This is a genomic window from Ralstonia sp. TCR112 (assembly GCF_007997035.1).
Lineage (GTDB): Bacteria > Pseudomonadota > Gammaproteobacteria > Burkholderiales > Burkholderiaceae > Ralstonia > Ralstonia edaphi.
Map to the genome: position 1 here is coordinate 78,057 of NZ_VOSS01000012.1, position 13,097 is coordinate 91,153.

A 13,097-nucleotide genomic window follows, 5' to 3' on the forward strand; every position below is an offset into this window, starting at 1 on the left:
CTCACTCCTTGCCCGAACCGCGCACCGCGGCAAGGCTGTCAGCCAGCGTCGGCACCTGCAGCGTGCCAACCGTCGCGCGCACTTGCGACAGTTGATTCTGCACCGTGGTCACGCGCGGAGACTGCGTATCGAAGTAGCGCGCGAGCAGCGTATCGGCACGACCGAGATCGGCGCGGAACACGGCGTCATTGCGCGAGAGCAACGCCAGGCGCGCGTTCATCAAGCGCAGCTTGAGGTTTTCGCGCAGGAACCACGCCTGGTCGGAAGACAGCAGCAGCGCCTCCGTCTGATCGACGCGGCGGACCTGCACGATCTGGCCGAGTTCGCCGCGCACGTCGTTCCACAAACGCCCCCACCAGGCACGCACGCCAGCCGACCATCCGGCGTTTGGTTGCGTCGATGCAGCCGGCGCAGAGGCAGCCGCAGCCTGCGCCTTGGCATTCTTCGTGGGCTTCACGGCAGCATGCGGCGCCTGCGCAACCTGTTCCACCTCCAACGGCTGGGCCGACGAGATGAGCGGCAGCGTATCGACCGCGTTGATGGCGTCGTCCAGCCGCAGCGCAGCACCGGCCAGATCCAACGACGGCATCGCCTTGAGCTTGGCCATGTCACGCGATACCGCGCGGCGCACAGCGTTGAACTGCGGCTTGTCGAGCGTAGCCAGGCGCGCATCGACCGTTTGCAGCGCCGCCAGAGCACCGGCGACATTGCCCGTCAGTTGCAGTTGCTCGGCGGTGACTTCCAACGAACGCTGGATCTCGGCGCGCTGCCAGTCATCGCGGTTGCGCAGCAGGTCTTGATTGGCCTGTTCCAGGGCGGCCTGGCGGTCGCGCGTTTCTGCGGTGCGGGCATCCAGCGCACCGAATTTCTGCTGCAACTGGGAAACCGAATCCTGATCCGCACGCGACAGCACGCGCATCTCCTGCGCCAGGGCTTCGTTCGTCTGGGCGTGCTGGCGGATCTCGCGTGCAAGGCGCTCGTTGCGCACCTGCAGCGCGGCCACCGCCGCCACGACGGCCACCAGGACTACCCAAATCAACCAACCGCCGCGAGCGGGCGCATGGTTGACCGTCATGGTGGGCGCAAACGCTGCCGGCGGGGCAGCAGGCGCAGGGACAGGACTCGGCTTGGCCGCTGCGGGGGCTGGTGTCGAAGCGGGAGCGGACGAGGGAACGGGAGTCTGCGTCACAGTGGAAGAAGAAGTAGACGGATTGGGTTCAGCCGGCACTGTTGGCGAGCCATGCTCGGGAGCGGATATCGGCCCGGCCCAGGCGAGCACGCTGGCGAGGAGCCGGTCATCGCCTGCGCCGGTCAGCGTCACGTCGCGAAAACCCAGCGATTCGGCCTGCTCGACGATGCGCGCGTGCGAAGCAAAGCACGGCGCACCGTGCAGCGTATCGAGATCAGCAGGCGACAGATTGGCGCGGGCCAGCTCATCGAGATTGCGGACAGCCTCGGAGCTGGTGAGCGTCCAGGCGTGGCGGGCCGAAAGCACGGCACGCAACGCGAGCCACGCAGCGGCATCGGGCACCGGCACGCTGCGGCGATAGGCTTCCACCGTACGGACCGATGCGCCGGCTTCGCGCAGTTGATCGGCCAGCCATTCGCGGCCGCCGTTGCCGCGCACGATCAGCACTTCACGGCCGCTCAACGAGGGCACATCCAGCCGCGCATAAAGCGCCTCGGAATCCTGGCGCGCGTCGTCGGCATGCGTATCGGGCTTGATCACACGATGCGCGGGCGGTGCGACTCCGTGCGTGGCAAGGGCCTGTGCGCTCGCGGGGCCGACCACCGCCACCGGCACTTCCTGCGGCCAGCGGAACCCCTCGGGCATCGCGGCAAATGCCTGCTGCACGGCGTTGGGGCTCACGAATACGACAAGCGCATAGCGCGACGGATCGCTCAGCGCGGCGCGCAAGTCGTCGAGATTGGGCGTCGGCGCAATGTCGAGCAGCGGAAACTGGTGCGTGCGCAGGCCGTGGCGCTCCAGCGCCGCCACCAGCATGGGCGCCTGCGCGCGCGGACGCGTGACCACCACCACGGGCGGGGGTGCCGTTTGAACAGGCGGCGTGCTGGATGCGGGCGACGATGGTGACAAGCGCGGTGGCAAGTGGTCGTCCATGGCGAGCCGTGGGAGTTAGGTAGCAGGCGGCGCGTCGGCGCCCAGCATGGCAAGAATGTCACGTGCCCCGCCGGCCAGCATCTGCTGGGCGACGCGCACACCCAGTGCGTCCGCTTCGGCCAGCGTGGATGGCGTGGCTTCGCCATCCACGGCAAGCTTGCGGGTGCCGTCCTGCGACGCGACAAAGGCACGCAAGCGCAGCGAGCCGGTGTCCGACCACTGCGCGAACGAGGCCAGCGGCACCTGGCACGAACCGCCGAGAATGCGCGACACGGCGCGTTCAGCAGTCACAGCCAGCGCCGTAGCGTCATCGTGCAGCGGCGCGAGACACGCTCGCACATCTGCACGATCGGCGCGGATCTCGATGCCAAGCGCACCCTGCCCTGCTGCCGGTAGCGATTCTTCCGGCGCGATGGTCGAGCGGATGCGATCGGCGAGCCCCAGGCGCTTGAGCCCGGCAGCGGCGAGGATGATGGCGGCGTAGTCGCCACGGTCAAGCTTGCCGAGCCGCGTATCCAGGTTGCCCCGCAGCGGCTGGATGACCAGATGCGGGAAGCGCGCGCGGAGCGAAGCCTCGCGGCGCAGGCTGGAGGTGCCCACGACGGTGCCGGCCGGCAGCGAAGCCAGATCGGCGTAGTCGTTGGAAACAAAGGCGTCGCGCGGGTCTTCGCGCTCGAGGATGGCGGAAAGCGCAAAGCCCTGCGGCAATTCCATCGGCACGTCCTTGAGCGAATGCACGGCCAGATCGGCGCGCCCCTCGGCCAGCGCGACTTCCAGTTCCTTCACGAACAAACCTTTGCCCCCCACCTTCGCGAGGGAGCGATCGAGAATCTGGTCGCCGCGCGTGGTCATTCCAAGGATGGACACGTCGCACGCGGGATAGTATTTTTGCAATGCAGCACGCACGTGTTCGGCTTGCCAGAGGGCAAGCGACTCTCGCGCGAGGCAATGACCAGCTTGGTCGGCGCCTGGGCTGCAGGAGTCGTTGCAAGCTGGGATTGACGGGAAGTCGGGCGGGCGTTTGAAGACATGCGGCAATGGTAGCACGCAGCTTTTTCGCGACAGTCCGGCTATCACGTTGAAGTGATACAGAAACGAGGGCCCTTCAGGCACCTTCGAGCACCCAACCTAGGAGACACCATGACGCAGCCCGCCGCGCGCCGAGCTTCCTCGCGCGCGACCACCGCCCGCAAGGCTTCCGCCGCCCCCGCCAAGACCAGCAAGGCCCCCAAGGCCATCAAGACTGCCAAGCCAGCCGCCAAACCGGTGACCAAGGCAAACGGCGCGGACGAAGCCAATGGCGCATCACTCGGCCCCACTTCCCGGCGCTCGTCGGGTAGCGCCGCGGCCAAGGATCAGCCGCTGAAGGAAGACATCCGCTTCCTTGGGCGCCTGCTGGGCGACGTGCTGCGTGACCAGGAAGGCGGCACCGTCTTCGAAACCGTCGAGACCATCCGCCAGACCGCCGTGCGCTTCCGCCGCGACGGCGACCGCCAGGCCGAGCAGGAGCTCGACCGGCTGCTGAAGACGCTGTCGCGCGACCAGACCACGTCGGTGGTGCGGGCCTTCAGTTATTTCTCTCACCTGGCGAACATCGCTGAAGACCAGCACCACAATCGCCGCCGCCGCGTGCATGCGCTGGCCGGATCGCCGCCGCAGCCGGGCAGCCTGATGCGCGCGCTGCTGTCTGCCGCAGACGAAGGCCTGTCGGGCGACGTGCTGCGCCGATTCTTCGAGACCGCACTGATCGTGCCGGTGCTGACCGCACACCCGACCGAGGTGCAGCGCAAGAGCACGCTCGACGCCCAGCGCGAAATCGCCCGCCTGCTGGCCGAGCGCGACGCACCGCTCACCACGCGCGAGCGAGAGCGCAACACCGCGCTGCTGCGTGCCCACGTCACCAAGCTGTGGCAAACGCGCATGCTGCGCACCACGCGCCTGATGGTGGCCGATGAGATTGAAAACGCGCTGTCGTATTACCAGACCACTTTCCTGCGCGAGATCCCGGCGCTCTACCGCGAGCTGGAAGAAGACATCGCGACGGTCTTCCCGCGCCGCGGCGCACGCGGCGAACCGGCACCGCTGCCGCCCTTCTTCCAGATGGGCTCGTGGATCGGCGGCGACCGCGACGGCAATCCGTTTGTCACCGCGACGACGTTGCGCGACGCTGCGCGGAAGCAGGCGAGCGTGATCCTGGCGTGGTACCTGGAAGAGATCCACGCACTGGGCGCGGAGCTGTCGATGTCAACGTCGCTCGTGGATGTGAGCGCGGAGCTGCAGGCGCTGGCCGAGCGCTCGCCCGATCATTCTGAACATCGCGTGGACGAGCCATACCGCCGTGCGCTGATTGGCGTGTATGCGCGCCTGGCTGCAACCTGCCGCGAGCTGACCGGCGAAGATGCGGGCCGCCACGCCGTCGGCCCGGCACCGGCTTACAGCAACGCAGAGGAACTGCGTGCCGACATCCAGATCGTGATCGATTCGCTGGCGGCACACCACGGTGAAGTGCTGGCCGATGCGCGGCTGGCATCGCTGGCGCGCGCGATTGACGTGTTCGGCTTCCACCTGTCGTCGATCGACCTGCGGCAGGTGTCGGACGTGCACGAAGCGACCGTCGCCGAGCTGCTGAAGGTGGCCGGTGTGGAAGGCGCCTATGCGGCGCTGTCCGAGGCTGACAAGCGCACGCTGCTGCTGCGCGAGTTGCAGCAGCCGCGCGTGCTGACGCTGCCGTTCCACGCGTACAGCGAGCAGACCACGTCGGAAATCGACATCTTCCGCGCCGCGCGCGAGGTGCGTGCCCGCTACGGCAATCGCATCGTGCGCAACTACATCATTTCGCACACCGAGACGCTGTCCGACCTGCTCGAAGTGATGCTGCTGCAGAAGGAAGCCGGCATGTTCCGCACGGGCGCCAATGGCAGCGGCGGGGCCGCGCTGGACGTGATGGTGATCCCGCTGTTCGAAACCATCGAAGACTTGCGCAACGCCCCGGAAATCATGGGCGACCTGCTGGCCCTGCCCGTCTTCGATGCCGTGCTGGCCGCGCAAGGCAACGAGCAGGAAGTCATGCTCGGCTACTCGGATTCCAACAAGGACGGCGGTTTCCTCACCTCCAACTGGGAGCTGTACAAGGCCGAGCTGGCGCTGGTGGATCTGTTCGAGCGCAAGGGCGTGCGCCTGCGCCTGTTCCACGGCCGCGGCGGCACGGTGGGCCGGGGCGGCGGCCCGACGTACCAGGCCATCCTGTCGCAGCCGCCGGGCACCGTGAACGGGCAGATTCGTCTGACCGAACAAGGCGAAATCATCTCCAGCAAGTTCGCCAACCCCGAGATCGGCCGGCGCAACCTGGAGACCATCGTCGCGGCCACGCTGGAAGCAACGCTGCTGCCTACGCGCAACCGCCCCAAGGGCCTGGAGGAGTTCGAAGCCGCCATGCAGGCGCTGTCGGACAACGCCTTTGCCGCGTACCGCAACCTCGTCTATGAAACGCCGGGCTTCAAGGACTACTTCTTCGCCACCACGCCGATCACCGAGATTGCCGACCTGAACCTCGGTTCGCGCCCGGCCTCGCGCAAGCTGATGGACAAGAAGCACCGCCGCATCGAAGACCTGCGTGCGATTCCGTGGGGCTTCTCATGGGGCCAATGCCGTCTGCTGCTGCCGGGCTGGTTCGGCTTTGGCAGCGCGGTGCAGCGCTGGTTGGACGACGCCGGCAACGCCAAGGCCCGCGCCGCGCGCCTGACCACGCTCAAGCGCATGCACAAGCAGTGGCCGTTCTTTGCGAACCTGCTGTCGAACATGGACATGGTGCTGTCCAAGGCGGATCTGAACGTGGCGTCGCGCTACGCGCAGCTCTGCGACGACCGCAAGCTGCGTAACGCGGTCTTCTCGCGCATCTCGGCGGAGTTCACGTTGACCGAGCAGATGCTGGCCGCCATCACGGGCCAGTCGGAGCGCCTGGCCGACAACCCGCTGCTGGCGCGTTCCATCAAGAACCGCTTCCCGTATCTCGACCCGCTGAACCATTTGCAGGTCGAGCTGCTCAAGCGCTTCCGCTCGGGCAAGGCCGGCAGCGACGATGCACGCGTGCGGCGCGGCATCCATCTGTCGATCAACGGGATTGCCGCAGGCCTTCGCAACAGCGGCTGATCAGGCAGCCAGCGCGGTGGCGGCCGGGCGTCGGCTGATCCACGCCATCGCCATCGCGCCGGCGTACGACAGCGTCATCAGGCCAAACACCATCGGCGAGGCGTGCGCCAGCTCGGGCACCACCGTCACGACGGCGCCCGCCGCTGCCACGCCCAGCAAACTGCCGGTCTGCCGCGCGGCGTTAAGCAGGCCCGACGCCGTGCCGGCCAGCTCGCCCGGCGCGGCTGACAGGATGGTCGACGTCATCGGCGCAATCGCCAGCGCGGTCCCGCCGCCGTAAGCCACCATCGTCGCGCTCACCACCCACAGGTGCACATGGCCCGTCAGCGCGGCCGACGTTGCCAGCAAACCCGCTGCGCCGATCACGAGGCCGCTCAGCATCATGGCCGGCGTGGAAAAACGCGCCATCAGCTTGCCCGCGAAGATGTTGCCCGCCGACAGGCTCACCGCCATCGGCAGCATGACGAGCCCGGTTTGCCGTGCGCTGAGATGCTCGACGTTCTGCAAATGCAGGCTCAGCACGAACAGGGCACCGTAATAGCCGAAATTCAGCAGGAACCCCACGCCGTTGACCGCGCCCAGCGTGCGATGCCCCAGCCAGGCCAGCGGCACGAGCGGCGCGCGCGCACGGCGTTCGGCCACAACGAACAGCGCACCGGCCGCCACCGTCAGCAGCGCGGCACCCCACACCCAGGGCGACAGCGTGCCGCGCACCGGCCACTCGATCGCGGCAAAGCACAGCGCCGCGAGCATCACCGCGCTCGTCACCTGCCCCGCCCAGTCGAACGGCTTCGCCCGTGCCGGCGGGTCGTTGCGCACGATCATCCACGTACCCAGCATGCCGGCCACGCCCAGCGGCACGTTGATCAGGAAGGCACTGCGCCAGCCGTATGTATCGACCAGCATGCCGCCCAGCGCCGGGCCCACGGCCGCGGCAGTCGCGACGATGGCGCCCCACAGGCCGATGGCCCAGGCGCGCTCGCGCGGATCCTCGAACGTACTGCGGATGAGCGATAACGAGCTGGGCAGGAACATCGCTGCGCCCACGCCTTGCAGGATGCGTGCTGCGATCAGCGTGGTCACTGAAGGCGCCAGCCCGCAGCCGGCCGAGGCCACCATGAAGACGCCATCCCCGCCATGAACACGGTGCGCGCGCCAATGCGATCGCTCAGCAAGCCACCCGTGAGGATGAAGGCGGCGAAGGCCAGCGTGTAGGCGTCAACGATCCAGGCGAGTTCTGCGACGCTGCTGTGCAGGCTGTCGCGCATGGCAATGAGCGCCACGTTGACCACGGTGGTGTCGAGCACCGCCATGAACACGCCCGACGTGAGAATGCCCAGCGTGGCATTGCGGCGCCACCGGCTGAGGTCGGGTTGCAAGTCGGCCCGGGGAGCGGCATCCATAGTGTTGGCGTTGCACGAAGACATGGTGGAACCATTTGGCAATTTCATGCAGCCAAGTGTAGGCTGGACACCGCATGCAAAAAAGCAGCGTTTTTGCATTGCACCGCTGCAAATTTGCATTGCACATCTACGAAGACTCGGAGCCTGACGTGAACTGGGACAACGGACGCTTCTTCCTGGCCGTGGCGCGCACGTGCACGCTGCGCGGTGCGGCACAGCGCCTGGGGGTGGATCAGGCCACGGTCGGCCGCCGCATTGCCGCGCTGGAAGAGGAGCTATCGGCCAAGCTTTTTCTGCGCACGTCGACCGCGCTGGTGCTCACGCCTGCCGGCGAAGCGCTGATCGGCCCGGCCGAAGCGATGGAGCAGGCAGCACACACCATCGAGCGCCGCGTTGCCGGCATCGACGATCAGTTCGCCGGCACGATCCGTGTGGCCACGACCGACACGATGGCCGCCACCTTTGTCCTGCCGGCCATCGCGCAACTGCGGCAGCGGCATCCAGGCATCGACGTGGTCTGCATGGCTTCGAAGAGCATTGCCAACCTGACCAAGCGCGAAGCCGACGTGGCGGTGCGCACGGTGCGGCCCGATTCGCCGGACCTCATCGCGCGGCGCATCGGACAAATGGAAACGGGCGTCTATGCGAGCCGCAGCTACGTGGCCGCGCGCGGCGAGCCCGAGGAAGGGACGGCCTTTGCCGGGCACGACCTGGTGCTCTATCCGCGCAACGAAGTGCCGTGGATGTGGGAAGACCTGTGCGGGGAGCCCATCACGCGCGGGCGTGTCGTCTTGCAGAGCAATTCGGCGCTGGCGTTGTTCGAGGCGGTGGCTGCGGGCATGGGGATCACCGAGTTGGTCTGCCGCCGTGCGCAGACCTATCCGCAACTGGTGCGCGTGCTACCCAACCGCCGCAGCATGCAGGACGTCTGGCTCGTCACGCACGCCGATCTGCACAAGACTGCCCGCGTGCGGGCCTTGCTCGATTGCATCGTCGAAGCGTTCGACGCGAACAAAAAAACCGCCACACCGTAACGAGCAGCCGGTGTGGCGGCCCAACAAACCGCTTAGCTGATGAACGCCACCGGCACCGGGTCTTCACCCAGCACCGAAAGCAGCACCGCCCAATGCATTGCCTCATCGCCCAGGATGCTGGCGGCGGCCTTGGTCAGATCGCGCGTGTAGAAATTCGGCATCACGCCCAGATACGCCGAAGTGGCGCCCTTCTCGAGCCCGGCGGCAAAACGCAGCACGTCGGCCTGCGTCTTGAGCTGACTGACCGGGAAGTTGTATTCGGCCACCTTCTTTTCCATGACGGGCGTACCGCCAAGCTTGGAGACCGTGCCCGCCAGCACCGATGCATGCGCCTTGTGATGGCCCTGGAACTTCACGGCCGTCTCCAGCACCGGCTTTTGCAACAGGCCGCTCTCGGCCCCCACCTGATAGGCGGCGATGGCCTGGTACTCCAGCCCGAGCGCTACGTTCAGGATGTTGATGTCGTCTTTCACGCTGCCCGACTGGTTCTGCGCCCAGGCCGGCATCGATTGCCCCAGAGACACCGCTGCCAGCGAGCCCAGCGCCATCAGCCCCGGCGCGCGCAGCAGCACACGGCGGCGCGCGTCGATGCGCGGGTTCTCATCCTCGAACAGTTCCATCTCGTTGGTCGTATTCATCGTCGGTCTCCTTGCATATGTCGGGAAGAAGCACGACCCACGTACTGCCGAGGTGCGGATCGCGGGCGTTTGTCCAGCGCCTGACCGCTTATACGAACGGCGTGCCCAACTGGATGCAAATACCTCCGCACCTTTCACGTGAATTCCCCGCCAACCACGGTTTCTACCTACACTTTGGGCAGAACCGTCCACAAAAAGCTGCTCACGTGCTCACCTTCCAGCGCACTGCCGAAGACCACGCCGCGCAAGACGCCGATCCGCCGACGGCGGCGGCCGCCCGCCCCCAGAGCGCCGACGCGGAAGAGCTGGCGGCGTTGCTGCAGCGCATCGACCTGGGTGACCGCGACGCCCTGCGCACGCTATATGCGCGCTGCGCGCCGAAACTGTTTGGGCTCGCGCTGCGTATCTTGGTCAGGAAAGACTGGGCCGAGGACGTCTTGCAAGAAAGCTTCGTCAACATCTGGCGCCATGCCGGCGATTACCGCCCGCATCTGGCCGCCCCCATGACGTGGATGACCACCATCGTGCGCAACCGTGCACTCGATTGCCTGCGCCGGCAGCACGCCGAACGCGTGCAGGAATCCGTGCCCCTGGACGACACCTACGCCGATGTCCTGGCCGACCACGCCCCGGGCCCGGCGGACCTCGCGCTTGCCGGCCAGCAAGCCCGCGCGCTGGCCGAATGCCTGAAGCGTCTAGACCCGAAGCAGCGCGAAGTCATATCGCTCGCCTATCTGCGTGACCTGTCGCACAGCGAGCTGGCGCAAGCGCTGTCGCTGCCGCTGGGCACCGTCAAATCCTGGATGCGACGCGGTCTGGACCGCCTGCGCGAATGCCTCGGAGCACCGTGATGGACCCGCGCCGCCACCCCGATCTCGTCGACAAGCTGGCCGCCGAATATGCGGTTGGAACACTGCGCGCCGGCGCACGCCGCCGGTTCGAGCAGATCATTCGCCACGACGACGCCGTGCGCGCCACGGTCGAGCGCTGGCAGCGGTATCTGGCCGACCTGCCCGCGCTCCAGCCGGCCACGGCGCCGCTGCCGGAAATCCTCTGCCGCGTCGAAGTCCAACTCGGCTGGCGCGAGCCGGCGCCGCCGCGGCTGGCGCTCTGGCAACGGCTTTGGCAAGGCACCGGCTTCTGGCGCGGCGCCACGGCGGTCGCGGCGGTTGTCGCGGCGGTCGCGATCGGGCTGAACCTGCGGCTGGCGCAGCAATTGCGCGAAGCGCCTGTCGCCAACGCCGTGGCCGTGCTGCAGGACGCGCAGGCCCAGGCGGCCGTCCTCATCACCTGGGATGCGCGCACCGGCACGCTGTCGCTCAAGCGGCTGGATGCGACGCCGCTCAATACCGAACAGGCCTTGCAGCTCTGGGCGCTGCCGCCCGGCGGGCATCCTCAGTCACTTGGGGTGATCGGGCACCAGCGGGCGGTGCGCCTGACGGTGGCGCAGCCGTTGCGGCAAGTGCCGGCGCTCGCCATCAGCGTGGAACCGCGTGGCGGCTCGCCCAATCCGGAGGGGCCGACGGGGCCAGTGGTCTTCAAGGGCGCGCTGATCGACAGCACGCTGTAGGCACCCCGGCGCGGGGGCCGGAAGGCCCGGCGGGCGATATAATCGCGGTTTCCTGAATTTGCGGCTGGCGCCTCGCCGGCCGCGCTCCTCCTGCTGTCCGCCCATGACCTCCCAACTCGCCAAGAAGGCCGAAGCGTGGTCCGCCCGCTTTAACGAGCCGGTGTCCGATCTCGTCAAGCGCTATACCGCGTCGGTGTTCTTTGACAAGCGCCTCGCGCTGTTCGACATCCAGGGCTCGCTGGCGCACGCTGCCATGCTCGCCAAGCAGGGCATCATCGCCGAAGCCGACCGCGCTGCCATCGAGAAGGGCATGGCGCAGATCCGACAGGAGATCGAAGCCGGCACGTTCGAGTGGAAGCTGGATCTGGAAGACGTGCACCTGAACATCGAAGCGCGCCTCACCGCCATGGCCGGCGACGCCGGCAAGCGCCTGCACACGGGCCGCTCGCGCAACGACCAGGTCGCCACCGACATCCGCCTGTGGCTGCGCAGCGAGATCGACAACATCGTCGGTCTGCTCAAGGCCCTGCGCAGCGCGCTGCTGGACTTGGCGGAGCAACACACCAACACCATCGTCCCGGGCTTCACGCACCTGCAAGTCGCGCAACCGGTGGTGTTCGGCCACCACCTGCTGGCCTACGTCGAAATGTTCACGCGTGACACCGAGCGCATGCTCGACGCCCGCAAGCGCGTCAACCGCCTGCCGCTCGGCGCCGCGGCGCTGGCCGGCACGAGCTACCCGATCGACCGCGAATTCGTCGCGCAGCAACTCGGCTTTGACGGCGTGTGCCGCAACTCGCTGGATGCCGTGTCCGACCGGGACTTCGCCATCGAATTCTGCGCCGCCGCCGCGCTTGTCATGACGCACATCTCGCGCTTCTCTGAAGAGCTGGTGCTGTGGATGAGCCCGCGCGTGGGCTTTATCGACATTGCAGACCGCTTCTGCACCGGCAGCTCCATCATGCCGCAGAAGAAGAACCCGGACGTGCCCGAACTGGCGCGCGGCAAGACCGGCCGCGTCAACGGCCACCTGATCGGCCTGCTCACGCTGATGAAGGGCCAGCCGCTGGCGTACAACAAGGACAACCAGGAAGACAAGGAACCGCTGTTCGACACCGTCGATACGGTGGTCGACACGCTGCGCATCTTTGCCGACATGGTGCCGGGCATCACCGTCAAGGCCGACGCCATGCGCGCCGCCGCGCTGCAGGGCTACGCCACGGCCACCGACCTGGCCGACTACCTGGTCAAGCGCGGCTTGCCCTTCCGCGATGCACACGAAGCCGTGGCGCACGCCGTGCGCGCCTGCGACGACCTGCGTTGCGATCTGGCGGACCTGTCGGTTGCGCAACTGCGTGACATCTGCGGCCTGGGCGACAAGTCCGACTTGATCAGCGACGATGTGCACGCCGTGCTGACGCTGGAAGGCTCGGTCGCTTCGCGCAACCACATCGGCGGAACGGCGCCGGAACAGGTGAAGCAGGCCATTGCGTTTGCGCGCGCTGCGCTGGCTGAATAATCCGCTGCACGCTCTGAATAAAAACGCCGCGCTGAGTTGATCAGCGCGGCGTTTTTGCTTGTGACGCACGCTGGCGCGATCTGGCGAATTGCCGATATTTGCGAAGGACGGCTATGCTGCACGCCAACGCGCACAAGAGGGCCATCCTTGAACGACCAGACGACCGTTGTCGCCCAGCTGGCCGAGTCCCTTGCCGGGGACGCTACTGCCGAGAGGGCGGAACAAGAAAAGCGATACCTGAAGAGCGACCTCCGCTTCATCGGTGCTTCCGTGCCAGCCGTGCGACGTGTGGCCCGCAGCTTTGTCGCCGACCACCCTGCCCTTACTGTGGAAGACCTCAAGGGGCTGGTCGAGGCTCTCTGGAATACGGACACCCATGAGTTGCGATCTGTTGGAATCGCGGTGCTCGAACTTCGGAGCGACCTGCTTCGCAAATCGGATGTCAGATGGTTGCAGGCCCTGATCAATCGCAGCACGACGTGGGCCCATGTCGACTGGCTTGCGATCAAAGTGGTTGGCGCGCTGGCCGCCCGGGTGCCAGCGGTCGAGGCGGACCTGGACGAATGGTCCGCACATACGAATTTCTGGGTCCGGCGCAGTGCACTGTTAGCCAGTCATGACCGACTCGCGGCCGGCCAAGGTGACTTCGAGCATTTCGAACG

At 67.1% G+C, this 13,097-nt stretch carries 8 protein-coding genes and 2 pseudogenes; 6 read left to right on the forward strand and 4 right to left on the reverse strand.

The annotated features are described in order from the left end of the window. Position 1: 1 nt before the first annotated feature. Together hemDX and hemC are read right to left on the reverse strand one after the other, a co-directional pair. On the reverse strand, positions 2-2,122 hold the full coding sequence (gene hemDX, locus FUT88_RS05085) for a fused uroporphyrinogen-III synthase HemD/membrane protein HemX (protein ID WP_147214087.1): 2,121 nt from the start codon (positions 2,120-2,122) through the stop codon (positions 2-4). 15 nt (positions 2,123-2,137) lie between these two features. Beyond that, a pseudogene (hemC, locus tag FUT88_RS05090) lies at positions 2,138-3,153 on the reverse strand (hydroxymethylbilane synthase). Between the two features lie 109 nt (positions 3,154-3,262). Between hemC and ppc the strand changes: the two are divergent. Beyond that, positions 3,263-6,271: a phosphoenolpyruvate carboxylase gene (gene ppc / locus FUT88_RS05095; protein ID WP_147214088.1), complete on the forward strand. Its 3,009-nt coding sequence runs from the start codon at positions 3,263-3,265 to the stop codon at positions 6,269-6,271. Here ppc and FUT88_RS05100 read toward each other — a convergent pair. Continuing rightward, a pseudogene (locus FUT88_RS05100) lies at positions 6,272-7,698 on the reverse strand (MFS transporter). Between the two features lie 125 nt (positions 7,699-7,823). Here FUT88_RS05100 and FUT88_RS05105 point away from each other — a divergent pair. Further along, positions 7,824-8,708 carry a LysR family transcriptional regulator gene (locus FUT88_RS05105; protein ID WP_147214089.1) on the forward strand — a complete coding sequence of 295 codons (885 nt, stop codon included), beginning with the start codon at positions 7,824-7,826 and terminating at the stop codon, positions 8,706-8,708. 32 nt (positions 8,709-8,740) lie between these two features. Here FUT88_RS05105 and FUT88_RS05110 read toward each other — a convergent pair whose 3' ends face one another. Continuing rightward, positions 8,741-9,346 (reverse strand): ferritin-like domain-containing protein, encoded by a 606-nt coding sequence (locus FUT88_RS05110; RefSeq protein WP_147214090.1) that lies wholly within the window; start codon positions 9,344-9,346, stop codon positions 8,741-8,743. 206 nt (positions 9,347-9,552) lie between these two features. Here FUT88_RS05110 and FUT88_RS05115 point away from each other — a divergent pair, with 206 nt between their 5' ends. The 4 genes from FUT88_RS05115 to FUT88_RS05130 all read left to right on the forward strand — a co-directional run. Continuing rightward, on the forward strand, positions 9,553-10,197 hold the full coding sequence (locus FUT88_RS05115; protein ID WP_147214091.1) for an RNA polymerase sigma factor: 645 nt from the start codon (positions 9,553-9,555) through the stop codon (positions 10,195-10,197). Beyond that, positions 10,197-10,916, forward strand: coding sequence for an anti-sigma factor domain-containing protein (locus FUT88_RS05120; RefSeq protein ID WP_147214098.1), 720 nt, complete (start codon positions 10,197-10,199; stop codon positions 10,914-10,916). The genes FUT88_RS05115 and FUT88_RS05120 overlap by 1 nt, the downstream gene beginning before the upstream one ends. A 103-nt stretch (positions 10,917-11,019) precedes the next feature. Next, a complete protein-coding gene (gene argH / locus FUT88_RS05125; protein ID WP_027680809.1) occupies positions 11,020-12,435 on the forward strand; it encodes an argininosuccinate lyase in 1,416 nt (471 codons plus the stop codon). A gap of 147 nt (positions 12,436-12,582) precedes the next feature. Then, a partial coding sequence (locus FUT88_RS05130; RefSeq protein ID WP_186829243.1) for a DNA alkylation repair protein occupies positions 12,583-13,097 on the forward strand: 515 nt, incomplete at its 3' end.

Excerpts from the sequence above, each read along its gene's own strand:
- hemDX (WP_147214087.1), bottom strand. The coding sequence starts at position 2,122 with ATGGACGACCACTTGCCACCGCGCTTGTCACCATCGTCGCCCGCATCC.
- ppc (WP_147214088.1), top strand. The coding sequence starts at position 3,263 with ATGACGCAGCCCGCCGCGCGCCGAGCTTCCTCGCGCGCGACCACCGCC.
- FUT88_RS05120 (WP_147214098.1), top strand. The coding sequence starts at position 10,197 with ATGGACCCGCGCCGCCACCCCGATCTCGTCGACAAGCTGGCCGCCGAA.
- FUT88_RS05110 (WP_147214090.1), bottom strand. The coding sequence starts at position 9,346 with ATGAATACGACCAACGAGATGGAACTGTTCGAGGATGAGAACCCGCGC.
- argH (WP_027680809.1), top strand. The coding sequence starts at position 11,020 with ATGACCTCCCAACTCGCCAAGAAGGCCGAAGCGTGGTCCGCCCGCTTT.